Here is a 20,036-nt window from a genome sequence, read left to right as displayed (position 1 = left end):
TGGAGGAGAATCGAACTCCTGAGTAATGGTTTTGCAGACCACTGCCTTACCACTTGGCTACCAGGCCGCCAGACGTGCACTTGTTATAACAAAATTAGCTAAACAAGTAAACCCCGTTACTTGACCGCGGAGCATTAAACTCTGCAGTAAGTAAGTGTGGTTTGCTACTTGAAATCACCCGGCGGTATAGCCGCGTGGTATTCAAATAACGGGGTGAATACAGTATATCAGAGGATATCAACTGAATCAATTCTGTTTAGCTATAATATCTCAATTTTTATAACACGTGCTCCCCACTGAATTGCCTCCTCCCGGCTGCCCATCCATATATCGGCAAGATAAACACTGGCGCCGGTCCGAAGGCGGTCTTGTACTTCAAACACTTTGCCCGGGAATATTTCTGGAAAGCGCACTTTTGTCCCAAATGGTAAATAGTTGTAGGCGATAATGCCGTCATGTACTTTATCTCCGGACGCGGTGGTAAATGGGTCGCCGTCACACTGGTCAACAGTGGAAGAATAGGCTGTCACAGTCAAATAAAACGACTTTTTAGCCACTCTATCGCCGGCAATCGGTAATTGATCGAAACTATCGGATATTTCGCTGTCAGCCTCAAAAATTGGGCTATTCTGCTCATTTTCAAGAGGGGTTTCCTGTGATACAGCGATATGAGGGAAAACCAGCTGAACCAGTGATAATAGCAGGAATACTGCCACTTTTCGGTTGTTTTTGCTTACTTTTCGGTAAAAATTCATAGCATGCTTAGTAGTTAATCTTCAATCAAAAAATCTCTACCATACAGGTTGAGATTTGCAGAAGTTTCTTACCTTAGCACGCCTATTTTAGGGTGTCAAATCAATCCATCAACAGTTTATCCAGCTACTTTTTGTATACATAAAATTTGCCATCCCTGTTTATCGGCTCCCAATTGGGCAGGGAAAAATTATTGCAAATTATTGTGGAATTGGGTTTGAGCTCTTCGCGCAATTTATTACCCAATTTTTTCATAATATTGAAAATTCCGAAAATTATTACCACATTATATTTAGACAAATCTTCTTTAAAAAAATTTCCGCGATGTATGAAGGCCTTTTTTTCAAGCCCATGCATCCTGATTTTGGCCATTGAATACCACGCAAGAAAACGATTAATTTCATATCCATGTGCTTCCGCACCGGCTTTGGCCAGCGCTATGACAATTCGACCATCGCCTGAACCTAAGTCAACAGCGACATCGCCATCTTTTATATTTGCTAGCTCAATCATTTTCTTAACACCTTTCTTCGCACTAGGGGCAAAGGGCGCGCCGGTTACAAATGGGATACCAAAAGAGATGATAAATATCAGTAAAAGAATTATTAGCAGGACCTCAATCGATAGGACGAAATAAAGCATAATATTTTTGAATCAATTATATCTGACAGTATATCACTGATTGATAAAACAAAAAACGCCCTCTGGTTTCAAGGCATTTTTATTGCTTGGCGCGCCATCCGAAGTCCCACTTAGCGGGACGAAGGATGGAGCGGGTGAGGGGAGTCGAACCCCTCTCAACAGCTTGGAAAGCTGTGGTAATACCGATATACGACACCCGCGCGTCAGAATTATGTTCCTGCTTTCGCTTCTACCGCCTTTCGGCGGTACTAGCTTCAGCTTCCACATAATTCTTCCTCTCCTCGCACATCCGTGCTCCGCGTCATTCCGCACCAATCCTCGCTACACTCCGGTTGGTGCTATGACTTGTGCGCACCTGATGTGCTCGGTAATTATTTTTTATTTTTTCAAACTCCTTTTCGCCCCTCTCTTCTCGTCCCGCGGTAGCAGGACTCGGGTTTTTATTATTTGCTTTAGAGGTTTCGCTTAACTAGTCATTTGTGAGAACTGCAGACTCAAGCTGTTCTTATTTAATATTTTAAGGTTTCCACAGATATTTTTCAAGATCAATCCAGAAAAATTTATTCTGATCTTTTACTTTAACACCTTCGCTTTCCAGTAACATTTTTTGCAGGTCTCTGGGATGATCTTCACAAGTAGTACTGATAACACCTTCCTTATTGACTACTCTCTGCCAGGGAACTTTTTCAACTTCCGGTTCTGGGAGTGTATGCAGTGCCCATCCGACAACCCTGGCACTGCGCGGAGCACCGGCTAGAGCAGCGATTTGCCCGTAGGTTGCTACTTTGCCCCTGGGTATTTTTTTAACCAGAGTGTAAACTTTCTGGTAAAAGTTTTTTGTCATTTGCTATTGAACTTGAGACATTTTATGACTTGTGGTCGGGGTGAGAGGACTCGAACCTCCGGCCTCCTGCTCCCAAAGCAGGCGCGCTAGCCAACTGCGCCACACCCCGTTAAAAGTTTTACAATGTGAAAAAATAATATTTGTACTGCCTAGCTTGCCTAGCAGTATAATTAATCACTATGCTACTGGTGCCGCGGGTCAGAATCGGACTGACGACACGTAGATTTTCAGTCTACTGCTCTACCACTGAGCTACCGCGGCTAATAGCGCTTCGCACCAGTAGTATAATGACTAATTATTTTATGCGATTTATATTTCAAGATTCTCTAGTGGTGGGCATGGATGGACTTGAACCATCGACCCCCACGTTATAAGCGTGGTGCTCTAACCGGCTGAGCTACATGCCCTTTTAGTGAATGATTTGTTTATGAAAATAACAATAAACAACTGTTCATATGCTAAAGAATTTACTGCAAAAGCAGTGTAGCAAATAGCAACTATTAAAGCAAACTAATCTTAGGATGTTTTACCGATATAGTTTGGAAGCTTGCTAAACATGCGTACGATTTTACTCGTGTTTTTGCTTTCAAGCAATTTTTTGTATAGTAATGTCCAACTGACAAACTGGAATGTAGAGATAAATGATCCAGCAATAAATCCTGCCGCAACTAAAACTACGACAAGCATTACACCCATAATATATAATCCAATACCGCTACCCAGGATTGAGAATATAAGTGCCAACAGAATAAATGGAACAGATAAAATTGTTAATGCGATAACCAATCCCATGCCGAGTACAAAATTAATTCCCAGAACGACAAGTGCCATTTCAATAGTTATTAACCAGTTACTGGTGAATAATTTCCACCCGCTTTTTAGTGCCTCGCCGGTTTTTAGCCCCTTGTCGATTACAAATGCTGATGCATATTTAATTATAAAGGAAACCACAATAGAAAGCGGGACTAAAATAATAAATGATATGATCGAAAACGCAATGTTCCATCCCCAGGATTCTTTTTCGATAAAGAGATAAACCAGCGGGATTCCGATCAAAAATATTAATGCATAAATCAGAAACTTACTTAACAAATTTAAAACGAAGATTTGGGAAAAGTATTTTCTACCGACCAGAAAACCGGATTCTAAATTTGCTTTTTTCCCAGCTTTAATTTTCAGTGTGCTGTCAATCAATCCTGCTTGAGAAATCACAACCAGCCATACAATAATCACAAATATCGCCAATGCAAGCACAAAGACTCCGATGGCAGATGCTGTGTAGTTGGAAAAATAACTGACCACATTATCCCAGTATATTTTCAACTGGCCAGTTTTTGCAATATTTTCGAAGTTGTATATCAGCGTCTGTTTATTTGAGATTGAATCGAAATTCTGAAAAAGTATCTCATATTCTCCGCCATTTCCAAGTAGCACGGCAAACAATCCAAAAAACCACAAGAATTTTTTTTGCCATGCAAATTGCCAGGCCTCTCTGATAATATTTCGGTAGAGTGTCATATTGCCTCCTCCAATATTAATTATTTATTTGTTACTAAATTTTAAGATCTTTCAACAGGGTCTCAAACTCAGCTTGTTCGAGCGTTTCTTTTTCGATCAGAGTTTCTGCAATTTTATCAAGACTTGGTCTCATTTTTTTGATTATCCCCTGGGCTGTTATATAAGCTTTTTTCAGGAACTTTGATACCTCCTGGTCGATCATGCTGGCAACTTTTTCACCGTAATCTCTTTGTTCGGAAATTTCTCTGCCCAGAAATATCATCTCTTCTTTACTGCCAAATGTTTGCGGGCCCATTGTTTCGCTCATTCCGTATTGTGTTATCAATCGGCGGGCTAGTGAGGTAGCATGTTTAAGATCGCTACTTGCGCCAGTTGTTACATCTCCAAACACTTCCTTTTCAGTTACATGACCGGCTAATAATACAGCCAGATCAGCAATGAATTCTGATTTGGAATGCATAAATTTATCTTCCGAAGGATACTTCAATGTATAACCTCCCGCCTGTCCTCTGGAAACAATGGAAACTTTTCGGACCGGATCACTGTTTGGTAGTACATGCGCAACTAATGCATGACCGGCTTCATGATATGCGGTGATCCTCTTTTCCTTTTTATTTAATACATGACTCTTCCGCTCAGGCCCGAGCATGACTTTTTCAATGCTTTCCAAACCGTCTTCCGCTGTTATTTGTTTCCTATTCTTCCGAGCTGCAAGTATAGCTGCTTCGTTTAATAGATTGGCCAAATCAGCTCCGGAGAATCCCGGGGTTCTTTCGGCGAGCGTTCTAAGTTTTACTGAACTGTCAAAGGGTTTCCCTTTTGCATGTACTTTCAGTATCTCTTCCCGGTCATTCAGGCTCGGCAAATCAAGAACCACTCGGCGGTCAAACCGGCCTGGTCTGAGTAATGCAGGATCTAGAACGTCCGGGCGGTTTGTCGCGGCAATAATTATAACATTTGTATTTATGTCGAATCCGTCCATTTCAACCAGTATTTGGTTTAATGTCTGTTCTCTTTCGTCATGTGATCCGCCCAAACCGGAACCGCGCTGTCGGCCGACGGCATCAATCTCATCGATGAATACAATACAAGGGGCAACCTTTTTTGCTTTTCTGAATAAATCGCGCACACGGGATGCGCCGACACCCACAAACATTTCCACAAATTCTGAACCGGAAATATGAAAGAATGGTGCGTTAGCCTGCCCGGCAACAGCTCTGGCCAGCAAAGTTTTACCTGTGCCCGGAGGCCCTACCAAAAGCACGCCTTTCGGGATTTGTGCTCCGAGGGACGTGAATTTCTTGGGGTTTCTTAAAAACTCCACTACTTCCTCTAATTCTTCTTTTGCTTCCTTGGCTCCCGCGACATCCTTGAAAGTGACTTTATTTTTTTGGTTTTGCGGAGAAACTTCTTTTGCTCTGGACTGGCCGAACATCATCGCGCGGTTATTTGTTCCCTGCGCTTGGCGCATCATGAAATAAATAAATCCGGCAATCAAAATAAAGGGTAGTAGGAACGGCAAAATTGCCCCTAGCCAATACATAGTGGAAGTTGTTTGTTTAACCTCGGTTTTAATACCGGCCAATTTTTCAGCAGGTACTTGGTAGTTGTTTAACAGCGTAGAAAGCGATTCGGTCGGTTCTTTTTGACTTTCAACTATTTCCCCGCTGGTCAATGTTACTTTAAGCTTTTCACCGTCAATAATGATATCCGAAACCTCTGCATTATTTATCAGGCTGACCAGTTCACCAATTCCTATTTTTCTCGCTTCATTAAGCGGTGAATTATATAGACTGAGAAATGCGGCCAAGGTTAGGAATACCAGGAAAAAGATAATAAAATTTTTGACTACTTTTTTCATATATTTGTTTTTTCTCCGTTAGCAAAATAACGGCTGTATCACGAACGATCAGCCGTTATTATACTTGATTTTAGCTGTTTAGGCAACAATTGTATTTGTTTGCTCGTTATTTTTTTCTTCGCTATTTTCTTTTTTTTCCGGATCTGCCTCTGATTTAGTTTTCGGCTCATTTTCAGCTGTTTCTGTCTTTACGGGTTCCGGTACAATTTCCTTTCCTTCAATTTCTGGCCCTTTTTTTTCAGAATCAGGGAGATCGGTTGAAACCGGGGGCTTTTCTTTTTTGCTCTTTTCTTGAGCGGCTTTCAGAGACAATCCGAGCCTGTGGTTATTCGGCTCAATTGAAAGTATCTTGAATTTATATTCATCCCCGATTGTTACAATGTCAGACGGGTTATGTACCAGCTGGTCGGATAATTCTGAAATATGTGCAAGTCCGTGGATATCGTGGTCTAACTCGATGAAGGCGCCAAAAGGGTTGATCTTTAAGACCTTGCCTTTAACAATCTGGCCGATCTTGTATTTTTTGACTACTTCTTTCCAAGGATCGGTCTGCAGTTTCTTCATGCTGAGCGATATTTTGGAACCATCAATGCCGATAACCGAAGCTTTTACCTTATCACCTTGCTTGATGATATCCCGAGGGTTATCAATGCGTTGCCAGGCTAACTCAGAAATATGAACCAGGCCTTCTAGTCCGTCACCGAACTCAATAAATGCTCCAAAGTCCACAACACCGGTAACAACACCCTCTACTACCGATCCGATTTCAAACTGCGCTAAGACATCTTTTTGCTTTTCCTCCCACGCTGCTTTTTCTGAGACAATCAGTTTTTCTTCTTTTTCATCAACGTCAATTACTTTTACTCTGAACTTCTGATCAATAAATGATGTCAGTTTTTCTAATATTTTATTACGATCTCCGCCTTCGACGCGCGGGTAGTGCTCCGGGATTAATTGTGACACAGGTAAAAATCCACCGACACGGCCGACTTTGACAATCAGGCCGCCTTTATTTGCCTCCACAATTTTGGCATCAACAACAACTCCCTCGCTAACCAATCTTTCCAGTTCATCCCAAGCCTTTTTATGTCCGGCATGCCGAAACGACAGTTCCATCTGCCCGTTTTCATTTTCCAGTTCTACGACAGTTGCCTGGGCTTTATCACCGACTTTTAAGTTAGAACAATCACCCGACTCATCGATCAGCTCGCCACCGCGAACTACGCCGGTTGTAATACCGTCAATATCAAGATGCACTTCAGTTTTTGAAACACTGATAACGACTCCTTCTACGATTTCCCCAAGTTTAGGTATATTAAAAGAATCTTCCTTGGCAAGAAGATCGGCGAAAGCGCTATTCGTTACCTCTTTTTCCGTTGTTTTAGTAATCATATTAATGATTAAATAATTAATTATTAGATATTCCTTGCGATTCTTAAAATCGCGTAAGACTTAGTGTAGCGGAAAGGGCAAAAAAAGGCAAATGTATTGACAAATACAGATAAATTTGTTATTATATAACTATGTCAATATCACTTAGAGAACGAAATCTACAGAGAACCCCCAGTATTTCCAGGAAAGACTTTCATGAGCTTGCTGCAAAAATGATGGACCGTAAAGGGGTGACCGGATCGGTGAAAGAAGGATTGAAAAAGTCTGGTGTTTTTTATGGAAAAAGAAATCTAACAAAACATGAGTTTGAAGATGGTTTACGTAAATTTACCAAACATCTGGGTGAAAATGGAGTGAGAAAAAACCCATATTTAAGGAAGATGGAGGAATCTTTAAAGGGAAAGTCAGGTTTTGTTGCCGGTTCTGAAGCAGTAAAAGCATTTAAAGCTGGTGTACAAGCCCAGACTGCAGGAAAGGTTGCGATAAAAAGTCTACGCGATCTGGATCCCGGTGATCGGAGAGAATTAATTGCAACATTTATTAACAAAGGGGGGCTGTCCAAACAAAAGAGGAAAGAAATGGAAGCGTTGGGGCTTGATCCGGACGAAGGTACTCTACAGTTAAAAAAAGTTGCTGAGCGGATAATGGCCAGGAATCGTGATGAAAGAGCACGAGATATTGAAGCGGAAGGCATAAAAGAAAAAGAAGCTAATAAAACGGAAAAAGATAACTACGGGTCCGTAGAGAGTTATCATCGCGCACAAGAAGCAAAAGATGATAAAGGTGCCAGTAATTCTCAAGGTCAGCCGGCAGCGCCGAAAACCGTACAATTGCAAGGGGGGATCGGCGGTTCTCTTAATAGGGTCGAAAGTGGAATAAGAAGCCCAGAAGTTGGTACCGAAAGTGAAATCAACGCTATTGAGGAGGAGATTATACAGAATAGTCAGTCCCTGCAAAAAAATGTCGAAATGCCGGATGCGGAGCATTCTGACCAACCTTCAAATCAGGAAACAACTGGGGAAAGTGAAGAAATTGATGATATGCAAATCTAGTTTTATTATTCAGAACTCTGCGGAAAAAGGCTTAAAATTTTAGCCTTTTTTACTTTACTTTTCGGTGTTTTCGTGTTATCTTGAGAGGAGAAAATCTTTTAATTTGTATAAAATATATCCACAATATGTATATCACATGGCTTGGTCAGAGCTGTTTTAAAATTCAATCTCATGAAGTGCAGGTGATCATTGACCCTGTTAGTAAAACCAGTGGTTTAAGAAAACCGCGATTTTCAAATATAGATATGGTCATTGTCAGCAGTCCAGAATACAACCCCTCGGACCCTAAAATTGAATCATTAATGATCGATGGCCCGGGAGAGTATGAGGCGAAACAGGTTTTTGTAAAAGGGATACCAATCGAGCATGAAAATGGCGACCCTTCTGATACGGTATATTGGATTGAAATTGAGGGTATTACAATAGGGCATTTGGGTAAATTAAACACTTCACTTTCTGACAAACAACTTGAGAGTTTAGAAGGTCTGGATGTTTTACTGGTTCCAGTCGGTGGAAACGGTGTTTTGGATGCAAAACAGGCCGCGGAAGTGATCAGTCAGATTGAACCGAGGATCGTAATCCCAATGCAGTATAAGATTCCCGGTCTAAAAGAAAAGAGAGATTCAATTGATAGTTTTAAAAAAGCGCTGGGTGTAAATGGGGATGGCACGGCAGAAAGCCGTTTATCGATCAAGAAGAAAGATTTACCTCAAGATGATATGCAGATAACAATCTTAGCGCCACAGTAAAAAGAAATTATGAAGTCATTAGATGCAGCAAAAAAAGCGCCAGTAGAGAAAAGAAAGGGAAAGACTCCAAGGAAAAGAAGTGCAACTCGTTTGATTGAAAAGAAGCAAATTGCCAAGACCTCTACGGAAAATGAAAAAGCGAAACACTTAAGAATGTGGGTTTTAGTGATTTGTTTTATGGTTGTGGTGGTAGTTGGATGGGTTTATTTTCTGCGCTATTCGCTGGAAGATGATTTAAGTAAACGAGGCGGCGGTTTAGACGAAATAACAAAAGGATTTAATCGGCTATTCCATGTTGTTGATAACCAGTTTGATGATGTCCAAGACGCTTATTCCGATCTGCAGAATTTCCAAGAACAATTAAATGAAGCAGACATAGTTACTGAAGAGGTCCAAGGATTACGTGAAAAAGTTTTTCCTCAATTTGAAAATATCAATACTAACTCAAATATATAATTTAAATATTCAATAACCGCATGGCCAAGCAGAAAGCAAAACACAAACCACATCAGCCTAGAGAAATAGAGCGTACTCCTGAAATGAATCAGGCTCCCAGAATAACTGAGCGATTTTTAGTTGATGAAATGAAGGAGTCATATCTGGATTACGCAATGTCAGTAATCGTATCGCGCGCATTGCCGGATGTCCGGGACGGGATGAAGCCGGTCCACAGAAGAATCCTATACGCGATGTGGGATGTCGGTCTGCGCTCGACGGCAAAATTCAGAAAATCGGCGACAGTAGTCGGAGAAGTTTTGGGTAAATACCATCCGCATGGTGATCAGGCGGTCTATGCTTCCATGGCCAGATTGGCCCAGGATTTTTCTCTGCGCTACCCACTGGTAAACGGACAAGGAAACTTCGGTTCTATGGACGGTGACCAGCCAGCAGCCATGAGATATACCGAAGCCCGTTTGCAGTCGATATCTGATCAGATGCTTTTTGATATAGAAAAAGACACCGTGGAGTTTATCCCAAACTATGACGGTTCAAAAAGAGAACCAACCCTGCTTCCTGCCAGACTCCCGAATCTTTTATTAAATGGCACGATGGGAATCGCGGTCGGTATGGCTACTAATATTCCGCCGCACAATTTGAGTGAATTAGTGGATGCCATTAGTCATGTGATAGAACACCCGGATGCGGTAGTTGAGGATCTGATGGAGTTTGTTAAAGGACCGGATTTCCCGACTGGCGGGAGTATTTATGATATTAAAGAGATCAAGCAGGCTTATGCTACCGGAAAAGGAAGGGTAGTGATCAGAGCCAACACGGAAATAGAAGAGGATGAAAAAGGAAATTTTCGGATTATCGTACATGAAATTCCTTATCAGGTGAATAAGGCGGAACTGATCGAAAAAATTGCCCATTTGATTCACGAAAAAAAGATCGAAGGGATTAGAGATTTGCGTGATGAATCAGACCGGACAGGAGTTCGAATTGTGATTGACCTGAAAAAAGATTCATACCCGAAGAAAATACTGAACCGGTTGTTTACCCTAACCTCTCTGCAGGACACTTTCCATGTGAACATGCTGGCGCTGGTTGATGGGATTCAACCGCGGGTGCTTAACTTAAAAATGATCATTGACGAATACCTGAAGCATCGCCAAATCGTCGTCCGCCGAAGGACGCAGTTTGAACTGGATCGGGCACAGGACCGTGAACATATTTTGCAGGGTCTGATGAAAGCCTTAGTTAATCTGGATGCGGTAATTAAGCTGATCAAAAAATCCAAAGATAAAGAAGAGGCACATAAGCAGTTACGTGCTAAATTCAAACTGTCAGATCTGCAGGCAACAGCAATTCTGGAAATGAAACTGCAGCAACTGGCTGGACTGGAACGCTTGAAAATTGAACAGGAATTAAAAGAGAAAATCCAGCTGATTAAAGATTTAAAAAGTATCCTGGCATCACCGAAAAAAATCCTGGATATAATCAAGAAAGAACTGGCGGAAATAAAAGAAAAATTCGGTGATGAAAGAAGGACAAAAGTATATGCCAACCCAGTGGATAAATTTACCCAGGAAGACCTGATCCCGAACGAGTCCACAATTATCGTGATGACCCAAGACGGATATATCAAACGTCAGGATCCGACTATGTTTAAAACACAGAGCCGGGGCGGTAAAGGAGTGATCGGTCTGACGACAAAAGAACTGGATGTGGTCAATGATATCTTTTCCACGAACACACATGCGGATATTCTATTCTTCACTACCAAGGGGAGAGTCTTCCAGTTGAAGGCGTATGATATTCCTTCGGTATCCAGGACCGCCAAGGGTCAGGCCATGGTGAATTTCCTGCAACTGGCTCCGGACGAAAAAGTATCTCAGGCGATTCCTCTGGAAGATGCCGGAGACTATAAATACCTGGTGATGGTAACCAGAAAAGGAATAATTAAAAAGGTTGACATCAAGGATTTTGAAAAGGTACGAAGATCAGGGCTGATTGCGATCAAACTCAAGAAAGATGATTTCCTGCAATGGGTTAAGCCGTCTTCAGGTGATGACAATATAATATTAGTCACTTCCGGAGGACAGGCAATTCGTTTCAAAGAAAAAGATATCAGGGCAATGGGTAGAAACGCTTCTGGGGTGAGGGGCATCCGACTGAAAGGTAATGATGAAATAGTAGGTATGGATTTAATTGTCGGCGGGAAAACTCAAACGAACGAACAGGCATTGGTGGTAATGGAAAACGGATTCGGCAAACGGACCAGCGTATCCAGCTATAAAATACAAAACAGAGGGGGTTCCGGAATTAAAACGGCCAAAGTCACACCAAAGACCGGTAAAGTAGTTACTTCCTTTATCGTGAATGCCAAGCTGGAAGATGAAGATCTGATCATTATCTCAATTAACGGGCAAGTTATCAGACTGCCGATAAAGAGCGTATCTGTTCTCGGCAGAGCGACTCAGGGCGTCAGATTGATGCGCTTTAAAGAAAAAGATGACAAGGTTGCCAGTGTTACCTTTATATAGTAATCTGTTTCTTGTCATGATCGGCAAATCAGGATAAACTTTATTAGTTATTAAAAAAGGAAAAATATGGGATTACCAGGCAAAAAGACACCAAGTTCACAAACAAAAACACGCCGCAGCCACATGGCTTTAAGTAAGGGGACTCTTTCAACATGTTCAAAATGCAAAAGCCCGGTCCGCCCTCACCATGTTTGTGCAAAGTGCGGAACATATCGTGGGAGAGAAGTGGTTGATATGTTGACCAAAAAAGAAAAAGGAAAGAAGCGTACGAAGAAAAGTGCAATAAAGAAAGAAACCAAAGAAGATAAGAAGAAGGAAGTTAAATAGTGTCAGGTAATCGGTAATTCGTAATATATTACAGCTCGATTACCAGTTACCACTTACAAATTACCAATTACGGATTAAAAACCCCCAACCATGTCCAATAGACATCTGGCCAGAACTATAGCCATGCAAAGTCTCTATGAATGGGACTTCAACAATATGGAAGACGATGTGTTGAAAGTGTTAGAGCATAATTTACATGAATTTGCTCCTGATTTTGACGACAAGGGTTTTTCTGTAAGTATTGTTAACGGTGTGGTGGAAAATCGGACAGAAATAGATCAGTTGATTACAAAATATGCTCCGGAGTGGCCACTGGATCAGATCACAGTTGTGGACCGCAATGTTCTTCGGATTGGAATTTTTGAACTTAAGTTTTCTCCGGAAATTCCGCCAAAAGTAGCAATTAACGAAGCTATTGAATTGGCAAAAACATTCGGCGGGGAGTCATCCGGCAAATTCGTAAACGGTGTATTGGGGACAATCTTCAAGAAGATGGAAGAGGGCACTGAAAAAAAGATTATTCCCGGTAGTTAAATTAATCAGCAATTACATATTTCTTCCTAGCTGTTTTTATCCCTCTATATTTTCGTGAGCGGTAAAGACAAATGGGCAAGAGGACAGAGAGTAAATGAGCGATGGAAAAAGATTTATCAGCATTAGAAAAAAAACTCGGGGTTGAATTTCAAAATAAAGAACTATTGCAACAGGCACTGGTGCATCGGTCTTTTTTGAATGAACATCCGTCATTTGCGGTAGGTATTAATGAAAGGTTGGAATTTTTAGGTGATGCAGTTCTGGAGTTGGTGGTCACGGAGTATCTGTTTAGGAACTATTCAGAACCTGAGGGAGAATTAACAAATTGGCGAGCTAGTCTGGTCCGTAGTGAACAATTAGCGATTGTTGCTACTGATTTGGGAATTGAAAAATATTTATACTTAAGCAAGGGCGAAACAAATGATAAGACGCCAAAGGCACGCCAGACTATTTTAGCCAATGCGTGTGAAGCGATAATCGGCGCAACGTATTTGGATCAGGGGCTTGAGGTAGTGCGAAAATTTATCGAAAGTAACTTTCTGATCCGTCTGGAAAATATACTGGAGAATCAGTTATACCGAGACCCGAAAAGTCTGCTGCAGGAGTTAAGTCAGGAAAAGTTGGGTATCACGCCTGTGTATAAGGTAGAAAAAGAAAGCGGGCCGGACCACAAAAAGCATTTTATAATGGGAGTCTGGTTTGAAAAAGATTTGATTGCGAATGGCGAGGGTTCCAGTAAACAGGCTGCACAATTATCGGCGGCAGAAAATGCTCTAAAAGTTAAAGATTGGGAATAATATATGGATTATTCGCAAGCATTCGTTGCTATTGCCTGCGGGGTTGTTATGGTAGTTGGGTTAATCGGGACAATCCTGCCCTTTTTCCCTGGTATGATTTTAATGTGGGTTTCCTTTTCACTCTACGCCGGGATAACGCAATTTGAAATAATCAGGTATGATCATATATTTCTAGTTACAATAATGATCTTTGGAACTTTTGCTCTTGATTACGCTTCGCGATATTGGGGTGGTCATAAATTCAATGCGAGCAAATGGGGTTTGATTGGGGCAGTGATCGGCGGGTTAATTGGATCACTTTTTGGCTGGAAAATCGCGATGATAATTGGTCCTTTCATCGGCGCGGTTGTCGGGGAAGTATATTCCGGCCGTGACGGAGTTTTCAAAATATCGTTTAAGAATTATTCCTTAATCGGTTTTGTCGGTGGAACGATTGTAAAGCTGACAGTTGGTGTTTCAATATTAGGAATTTATGTCTTTAATCTGTTGGAATATTATTACTAATAGCTAAAAAATATTATGTATCTTGAGCGGTTAGATATTCAGGGTTTCAAATCATTTGCAAATAAAACCACCCTTAAATTCAATAGAGGGATCAGTGCGGTTGTGGGACCGAACGGTTCCGGTAAATCAAATATTGCTGATGCGGTCCGCTGGGTTCTGGGAGAGCAAAGTTTGAAACTGCTCCGTGGTAAGAAGTCTCAGGATGTAATATTTACAGGCTCTGATAAAAAATCCCGCCTCGGAATGGCTGAGGTAAGTATGTATATCAATAACAAAGACGGGCGCGCACCAATAGACTATTCGGAGTTAGTCATTACGCGCAGAGTCTATCAGAATGGTGAAGGTGAATATTTTGTTAACAATACTAAGTCCCGCCTGCAGGATATTATTTTGTTATTAGCCAAGGCTAATTTCGGACAAAAAAGTTACAGTGTAATCGGCCAGGGAATGATCGAAACCGTTTTAACGTCCACTCCGCAGGAAAGGAAAGATTTTTTTGATGAAGCAGCCGGAGTAAAACAATATCAGATTAAAAGAGACCAGGCGGAAAACAAACTGATCCGCACCGAAGAAAACCTGCAACAGTCGGAAATGCTTTTGCAGGAAATCGGACCCAGACTCCGTTCACTGACCCGCCAGGTAAACAGGCTGGAACGTCGGGAAGAGATTGAAAAAGAACTTACCGTTCTGCACCAGACGCACTATTCTATCCTCTGGGGCGAATTAGATCAGCAGTTTAAAGTACAAAAGGAAAAAAATAACCAGCTGCGTACTGAGCTTGTTAAACTGGAAAACGGGAAAAATGAAATACAGAAAGTAGTTGACCGGATTGCGCAGGAAGACACCCGCGGTCAGCTGTTCCAACAATACCAGTCGGAATATCAGCAATACCAATCGGAGAAGAACCGGATCACCCAGGAAATGGCGGTATTGAAGGGTAAATCCGCGCTGAAACATATAGAATCGGGCAGAAGCGATTTAGCCTGGCTGGAAAAAAAGAAGGAAGAACTGACCCAGAGCAAGGATCTTTTACAACAGGATCTGCTTTTGGCTGAAGAAAGACTGAAAAAGGAAAAAACCCTATTAGATAACCAGGTGGCACAGCAACAAAGTATTGTAAATGAATTCAGCAAGCTGGAAAAGGAATTGGAAGAAGGGTTTTCACAACTCCAAAATAAACCGGAATTAAACATCTCATACATCCAGGACACGATTGAAAAAATTTATGCCAAACAGAAACAACTGTGGCAGGAACTGGAAACGATTGAAAACATGGAAGGGATGGGTAAGATTAAACATGATGCCGGAGAGATAGTCAGTCAGCTGGAAGATCTGCAGAAACAAATACAGGGAGTCCAGAATGGTCAGCGTACTGAGGATTTATCCGATCTACAGAAGAAACTTTCTGTCATGTTAAAAACCAAAGACAATCTGGTTAATGAAGTCCATCAGCGCAGTATTCAATTGCAAGCTACGGAGGGTAAAATTAATCATAAAAAGGATGAAATCCTTTCTGTTGAAAAAGAATTAAATACCATCACTGCTGAATTGAAAGTTGCTCAGACGGCATCCAGCGATCCGGATTCCGCACGCAAACTGATCCAGGAGGAAGAGGTAACGCTGAAAATGAAACTGGGTGAGGTTGATCAAAAGATCGCGACGATTCAAACCAAGCTGGATTCCTTCAATAAAGAGGAGCAGGTTAAAAAAGATGAATTGGTAAAGAAACAGCAGGAGATGCAGGTTAAGCAGAACGAGTTGAATAGCATTACAAATATCATCAATGCTAATAATGTGGAGATTGCCAGAATTGAAACCAAAAAAGAAGATTTGGGAAACGAAATCCGTGAGAATCTAAAAATAGAAGAAGCACAGGCAGTAGTGGATTTGAAGGCCGAACTTCATCCGGAGCACAAAGAGGCTTCTTATGCCGAACGGGTTGAAAATATCCGGAGATTGAAAAATCAGTTGGAAATGATCGGTGGGATTGATCCGACAGTCAATGAAGAATATAAAAATACTTTTGAGAGAAACGAATTTCTGACTACCCAAATTATGGATTTGAAAGAAGCCAGTCTTTCACTGGAAAAAATTATTGATGAACTGGATGAAAAAATAAAAAATCAATTCAAAGGGGCGTTTGAAAAGATCAATCAGCAATTTACCAAATATTTCAAATCGCTGTTTAACGGCGGTAAGGCATCTTTGCAGTTGCATAAGGAAGAAGTTGCACCACCGAAAGAAGAGAATACAAATGGTGAATCTGAAGAAGATGAAGAGGATGACGACGTAATGCCCAAAGTTATCAGAAGAGACAAGGTAGTAACCGGTATCGATATTGTAGCCTGCCCGCCGGGTAAAAAGCTATCTGACCTGAATATGCTCTCCGGCGGTGAAAAAGCAATGGCTTCAATCGCGCTGATCTGTGCCATTATCGCCAATAACCCCCCACCTTTCTGCGTACTGGACGAAGTGGATGCGGCACTGGACGAGTCAAATTCAATTCGTTTTTCGCAAATTTTGAAAGATTTGTCCCATAAAACACAATTTGTGGCAATCACCCATAATCGTGCGACCATGCACCATGCGGTATTGATGTACGGGGTTACTATGGGTGATGACGGAGTTTCCAAGCTACTCAGTGTCAGAATGGAAGATGTTGATGAACAGGGGAATATCGCCAAATAACCCTAAATATTGACATAAAATCAATAATTCGTTAGTATCATTTTACCCGTTCAGGGTGTTCGTATTTAATCACAATACATTAAAAAGCAATCAGTTATGTTAGCAATACGTTTAACTCGAGTTGGAAAAAAGAACAGACCACAGTATCGAATTGTGGTTCAGGAAAAATCAAAATCCGTATCATCGGACTTTTTGGAAAAGGTTGGATTTTATGATCCGCATGATGATTCCGAAAAAGGATTGAAACTGGAAGTGGAACGGATCAAATACTGGATGTCTCAGGGAGCTCAAGTTTCTGATACGTTACACAATATATTAATCAGCAAGGGAGTGATTGAAGGAAAGAAAATCCCCAAAGGCCGTCCAGTCAAAAAGAAGGATGAAGAAGCGGAGAAAAAGGAAGGTGAAGCAAAGCCGGAAGTAAAAGAAGAAAAGAAAGAGGAAGTTAAACCAGCAGAAGTGAAACCAGAGACACCGAAAGAGGAAAAGAAAGAAGAAGTAAAGGCAGAAGAGGTCAAGGTAGAAGCCCCGGTTGAAGAGAAGAAGGAAGAGGTTAAGGAAGAACCAAAACCAGAAGAAAAACCGGAAGAAGTAAAATAGAGATTTATTAAAAACCATCCCGCTAAAATGGGGTGGTTTTTGGTTACCAATTTATTGTGTTATCATAAATATATAACTAATCACAATATGAAATGAATAGTGGATTTATATATTATTTTAAAAGTGTATTCTACGGTATTATTTTCTTCTGTTTAGCTATATTGTTTATTTCCTTACAGGCATTATTAGAAGATTTCTCTTCGCTCGTGAGTATTGGGGTATATTTATTCATTCTCCTTGTAATCTGTGTATTGATTTATTCAATAAAGATACGTACACGATGGCATCGAATATATTCTAAGCTTTCAGCTGATGTGTTAGAAAAATCAGCGCCCTTTGCTTGGCATCAGATACCACCCGAGTATGCTAGTCATAGTATAATTTTCCATTGGATTGATACGCATATGGAACACGGGGTCAATGGGGTATATGATAATCGAAAAGTATTCATCGGAACGATTTTAGGAAGGTTCGTTAATCCAGCGCCGAACGGTGAACAAAACCGTGGTACTCGCGTTAAGGGGTTATTTATTGGTTTTGAATTAAAAAGATATGTATCCGGATCGTTAATAATCCAATCAGATCGGTTAATGGGAGTTGCTCCAAAAAATTGCGTAGAGGTGCAATTTGAAAGTGAAGAGTTTAACAAACTACTGGATGTTTTTGCACCATCGGAAAGAATTGCATATCAACTTATTGATCCGGCACTTATGAATATGCTTTTAAATGAAGAGGTACCGCTGACTTATGAATTTCATGGATCGTATTTACTTGTGCGTCTTTGGAAGAAACCCGTTATACATCCAACACAATTATTCGAGCATGTCCTAAAGGTTACTCGTCAACTGGAGAGGAACATTGGATTGAGCAGTGAGCATGATCTACCTCGTGTCCATCTTGTTAGGAACCTGGATAATAATAATGAACGGGCTTAGCGGACCAATTAGTAGTAGCTGGTGAATTAAATTATTTCGAAGCCAACTTATCGCTGATAAGCGAAAATGGGTTGGTTTTCTGATTGACTATTAAGACGTGATATAATGAGATAATCGACTATCTATAAGCTTCATCAAATATATGGATCCAAATAATATAGACGATATCTTAAATCAAGGTGATAGAAATAAAGAAAAAGAACCGGGTGTTTCCGTACCACCAACTCCCGAGATACCTGTTGCAAGTGCTGAAGAGATTGAAGGACATGCTCAACAGTCGGCTGTTGATGCCAGTCAAAGACTGGAAGAAGTTAGAGGTCAGATCGCTGGCGGAAAACCTGTTACACCGGAAAAGACAGATATGCAGTTTGCCGGAGATGTAATGCGATTTTTCAGTCAGGCTCAGAGATATGAATGGGATAACGATGAGGTTGCCGGTGTAATGGCAGGTCGTTATCGGGGTATGAGTAATGTAATGGAGAGACTTGCTAATCCGAGAACTGCGAAAAGAGTAAATCTCGCCGATGCGGCACCGGCGCTTTCAAGTATACTTGGCACAATGGCAACTAAAGAAAGCAGTGCAAGTTTGCCAGCTAGTGATTATAATGATCCGGAGGCAGCGAAAAAAGAAGCTGATAATCTGCGTGGGATATTTGATAGTAGTATGGATAAACTGTTCCCTGATAGAAAACCATTCAGGCCGGAAGCTTATGGTGTACATTTTGATGCAGTTCGAAGATTGACTAAAGACACATCTTTCGATTTCGCAGCTCTCTTACCTAAGGAAGAAGATTTTTATTCCGTTAATCGAAAGGATTTAGTAAGGAAAATTGAGATAGTCAGAGAAATGATAGTAGATATTCTACAGGGTAAAACTTGGCGGGACGTTGCTGAGGATATTAATAGCGAAATTACTGATGAAGCTAGGGAGGAGATGGCAAAAGGTGTCAGAGCTGTTGATATTTTGTTAAAGATGGAGGATTTTTTCAAAGAAAAATTATCGACAGATTCCAGACAAAATGAATCAGCGAAAGACAATGAAACCAAAGAAAAAGAAAAAACATTTGAGCCAATTATTCCGCGCGGGTGGACTGTATTAAAGCACGGAACGAATTTAATTAGATGGGGAGAAATTAATCCATTTTCTTCGGATACAATAGATCTTACAAGACCTCTTTCGGCTGTCAGTCAGGAACAATATGATTGGGAGATTGGCCCAAATGGAGAGTATGACACTACATCTGGCTATTCAGGAATGGCACCAAGACCAAAGGGTATGTCAGATGCAGAATATAATAAAAGAAACAAACCTTTTGAAATGAGAGTATTGTTTTTTCAGGATCATTCAAGAACAAGGGTTGATAAGGAATACAGAAGTAAACTTGACGACGAAACTATGAAGAAAATTGAGAAGGTATATTTTAATAATATTCAAGGAGGAAGGCATCCATTGTTGCCTAGAGGAGAAAAATTGTATAAAGTTGGAAAAATAGAAGAAAATGGACGTCAGGTGTTTTATATGGTTCCGGAAAGTGTAGTTGAAGCATATGAAAAAGAGTCAGGTGTTAAAGTTAATCGCGGTGAGACAGAACAACTTGAGCAGGCAATTCCGATTTCTGATTTGGGCAAGTGATTCCGAAAGAGCTCCAAAACTGAAAAAATATACCAATACTTTAGGATTACCGGGTAGAGATTGACAATCAAACACCTTTTCTATATATTGAATACTACATATCTCTGCATCTAGGAATTCCCAAATCTAAGTATGGATGTACTAGAAAAAGGTCGGCAGGGAGGGAATGCACCTTATTACTTCTAATCAGTAACGATAAGAAAATGGCTGAAGCTCACCAAGA

The 20,036-nt window shown here is 40.9% G+C and carries 17 protein-coding genes, 4 tRNA genes and 1 pseudogene; 12 read left to right on the top strand and 10 right to left on the bottom strand.

Annotation, left to right across the window (positions count from 1 at the left end; all coding sequences use genetic code 11):
• Nucleotides 1-260 precede the first annotated feature (260 nt).
• The 10 genes from WCW66_06515 to WCW66_06470 form a co-directional block, all read right to left on the bottom strand.
• Complete coding sequence (locus WCW66_06515; GenBank protein ID MFA6392358.1) at nucleotides 261-755, bottom strand: hypothetical protein; 495 nt, start codon at nucleotides 753-755, stop codon at nucleotides 261-263.
• 124 nt (nucleotides 756-879) lie between these two features.
• Nucleotides 880-1,395 (bottom strand): methyltransferase domain-containing protein, encoded by a 516-nt coding sequence (locus WCW66_06510; protein ID MFA6392357.1) that lies wholly within the window; start codon nucleotides 1,393-1,395, stop codon nucleotides 880-882.
• A gap of 126 nt (nucleotides 1,396-1,521) precedes the next feature.
• A tRNA-Gly gene (locus WCW66_06505) sits at nucleotides 1,522-1,595 on the bottom strand.
• Between the two features lie 317 nt (nucleotides 1,596-1,912).
• Complete coding sequence (locus WCW66_06500) at nucleotides 1,913-2,239, bottom strand: MGMT family protein (GenBank protein ID MFA6392356.1); 327 nt, start codon at nucleotides 2,237-2,239, stop codon at nucleotides 1,913-1,915.
• 32 nt (nucleotides 2,240-2,271) lie between these two features.
• A tRNA-Pro gene (locus WCW66_06495) sits at nucleotides 2,272-2,348 on the bottom strand.
• 77 nt (nucleotides 2,349-2,425) lie between these two features.
• Nucleotides 2,426-2,500: transfer RNA gene (locus WCW66_06490), tRNA-Phe, on the bottom strand.
• Between the two features lie 69 nt (nucleotides 2,501-2,569).
• Nucleotides 2,570-2,646 (bottom strand) — tRNA-Ile (locus tag WCW66_06485).
• 109 nt (nucleotides 2,647-2,755) lie between these two features.
• On the bottom strand, nucleotides 2,756-3,757 hold the full coding sequence (locus WCW66_06480; GenBank protein MFA6392355.1) for a hypothetical protein: 1,002 nt from the start codon (nucleotides 3,755-3,757) through the stop codon (nucleotides 2,756-2,758).
• A gap of 34 nt (nucleotides 3,758-3,791) precedes the next feature.
• Nucleotides 3,792-5,618: an ATP-dependent zinc metalloprotease FtsH gene (gene ftsH, locus WCW66_06475; protein ID MFA6392354.1), complete on the bottom strand. Its 1,827-nt coding sequence runs from the start codon at nucleotides 5,616-5,618 to the stop codon at nucleotides 3,792-3,794.
• A gap of 78 nt (nucleotides 5,619-5,696) precedes the next feature.
• Entirely contained in the window at nucleotides 5,697-7,010 is a 1,314-nt protein-coding gene (locus WCW66_06470; GenBank protein MFA6392353.1) for a S1 RNA-binding domain-containing protein, read from the bottom strand.
• 131 nt (nucleotides 7,011-7,141) lie between these two features.
• Between WCW66_06470 and WCW66_06465 the strand changes: the two genes are divergently transcribed.
• The 12 genes and pseudogenes from WCW66_06465 (at nucleotide 7,142) to WCW66_06410 (ending at nucleotide 19,813) form a co-directional block, all read left to right on the top strand.
• Nucleotides 7,142-8,062, top strand: a complete 921-nt coding sequence (locus tag WCW66_06465) for a hypothetical protein (protein ID MFA6392352.1) — start codon at nucleotides 7,142-7,144, stop codon at nucleotides 8,060-8,062.
• Between the two features lie 125 nt (nucleotides 8,063-8,187).
• Nucleotides 8,188-8,811: an MBL fold metallo-hydrolase gene (locus WCW66_06460; GenBank protein ID MFA6392351.1), complete on the top strand. Its 624-nt coding sequence runs from the start codon at nucleotides 8,188-8,190 to the stop codon at nucleotides 8,809-8,811.
• A 9-nt stretch (nucleotides 8,812-8,820) separates the two neighbouring features.
• Nucleotides 8,821-9,267 carry a hypothetical protein gene (locus WCW66_06455; protein MFA6392350.1) on the top strand — a complete coding sequence of 149 codons (447 nt, stop codon included), beginning with the start codon at nucleotides 8,821-8,823 and terminating at the stop codon, nucleotides 9,265-9,267.
• Nucleotides 9,268-9,287: 20 nt separating this feature from the next.
• Nucleotides 9,288-11,795, top strand: a complete 2,508-nt coding sequence (gene gyrA / locus WCW66_06450) for a DNA gyrase subunit A (GenBank protein MFA6392349.1) — start codon at nucleotides 9,288-9,290, stop codon at nucleotides 11,793-11,795.
• A gap of 66 nt (nucleotides 11,796-11,861) precedes the next feature.
• Nucleotides 11,862-12,026: pseudogene (gene rpmF, locus WCW66_06445) on the top strand (50S ribosomal protein L32).
• Between the two features lie 186 nt (nucleotides 12,027-12,212).
• The gene (gene nusB / locus WCW66_06440) at nucleotides 12,213-12,656 is read left to right on the top strand and encodes a transcription antitermination factor NusB (protein ID MFA6392348.1); all 444 of its coding nucleotides are present in this window, start codon (nucleotides 12,213-12,215) and stop codon (nucleotides 12,654-12,656) included.
• Between the two features lie 101 nt (nucleotides 12,657-12,757).
• Entirely contained in the window at nucleotides 12,758-13,453 is a 696-nt protein-coding gene (gene rnc / locus WCW66_06435) for a ribonuclease III (protein ID MFA6392347.1), read from the top strand.
• A 3-nt stretch (nucleotides 13,454-13,456) separates the two neighbouring features.
• A complete protein-coding gene (locus WCW66_06430; GenBank protein ID MFA6392346.1) occupies nucleotides 13,457-13,957 on the top strand; it encodes a DUF456 domain-containing protein in 501 nt (166 codons plus the stop codon).
• A 15-nt stretch (nucleotides 13,958-13,972) separates the two neighbouring features.
• The gene (locus WCW66_06425) at nucleotides 13,973-16,645 is read left to right on the top strand and encodes an AAA family ATPase (protein ID MFA6392345.1); all 2,673 of its coding nucleotides are present in this window, start codon (nucleotides 13,973-13,975) and stop codon (nucleotides 16,643-16,645) included.
• Between the two features lie 96 nt (nucleotides 16,646-16,741).
• Entirely contained in the window at nucleotides 16,742-17,245 is a 504-nt protein-coding gene (rpsP, locus tag WCW66_06420) for a 30S ribosomal protein S16 (GenBank protein ID MFA6392344.1), read from the top strand.
• 404 nt (nucleotides 17,246-17,649) lie between these two features.
• A complete protein-coding gene (locus tag WCW66_06415; protein MFA6392343.1) occupies nucleotides 17,650-18,180 on the top strand; it encodes a DUF3137 domain-containing protein in 531 nt (176 codons plus the stop codon).
• Between the two features lie 142 nt (nucleotides 18,181-18,322).
• The gene (locus WCW66_06410; GenBank protein ID MFA6392342.1) at nucleotides 18,323-19,813 is read left to right on the top strand and encodes a hypothetical protein; all 1,491 of its coding nucleotides are present in this window, start codon (nucleotides 18,323-18,325) and stop codon (nucleotides 19,811-19,813) included.
• The last annotated feature ends 223 nt before the right edge of the window (nucleotides 19,814-20,036 follow it).

The sequence above is a fragment of the Patescibacteria group bacterium genome, assembly GCA_041664365.1.
Lineage (GTDB): Bacteria > Patescibacteriota > Patescibacteriia > UM-FILTER-42-10 > UM-FILTER-42-10 > JAHJEX01.
The sequence above is the reverse complement of the archived record's forward strand: the minus strand, read 5'-3'. Positions and strand labels throughout refer to the sequence as shown.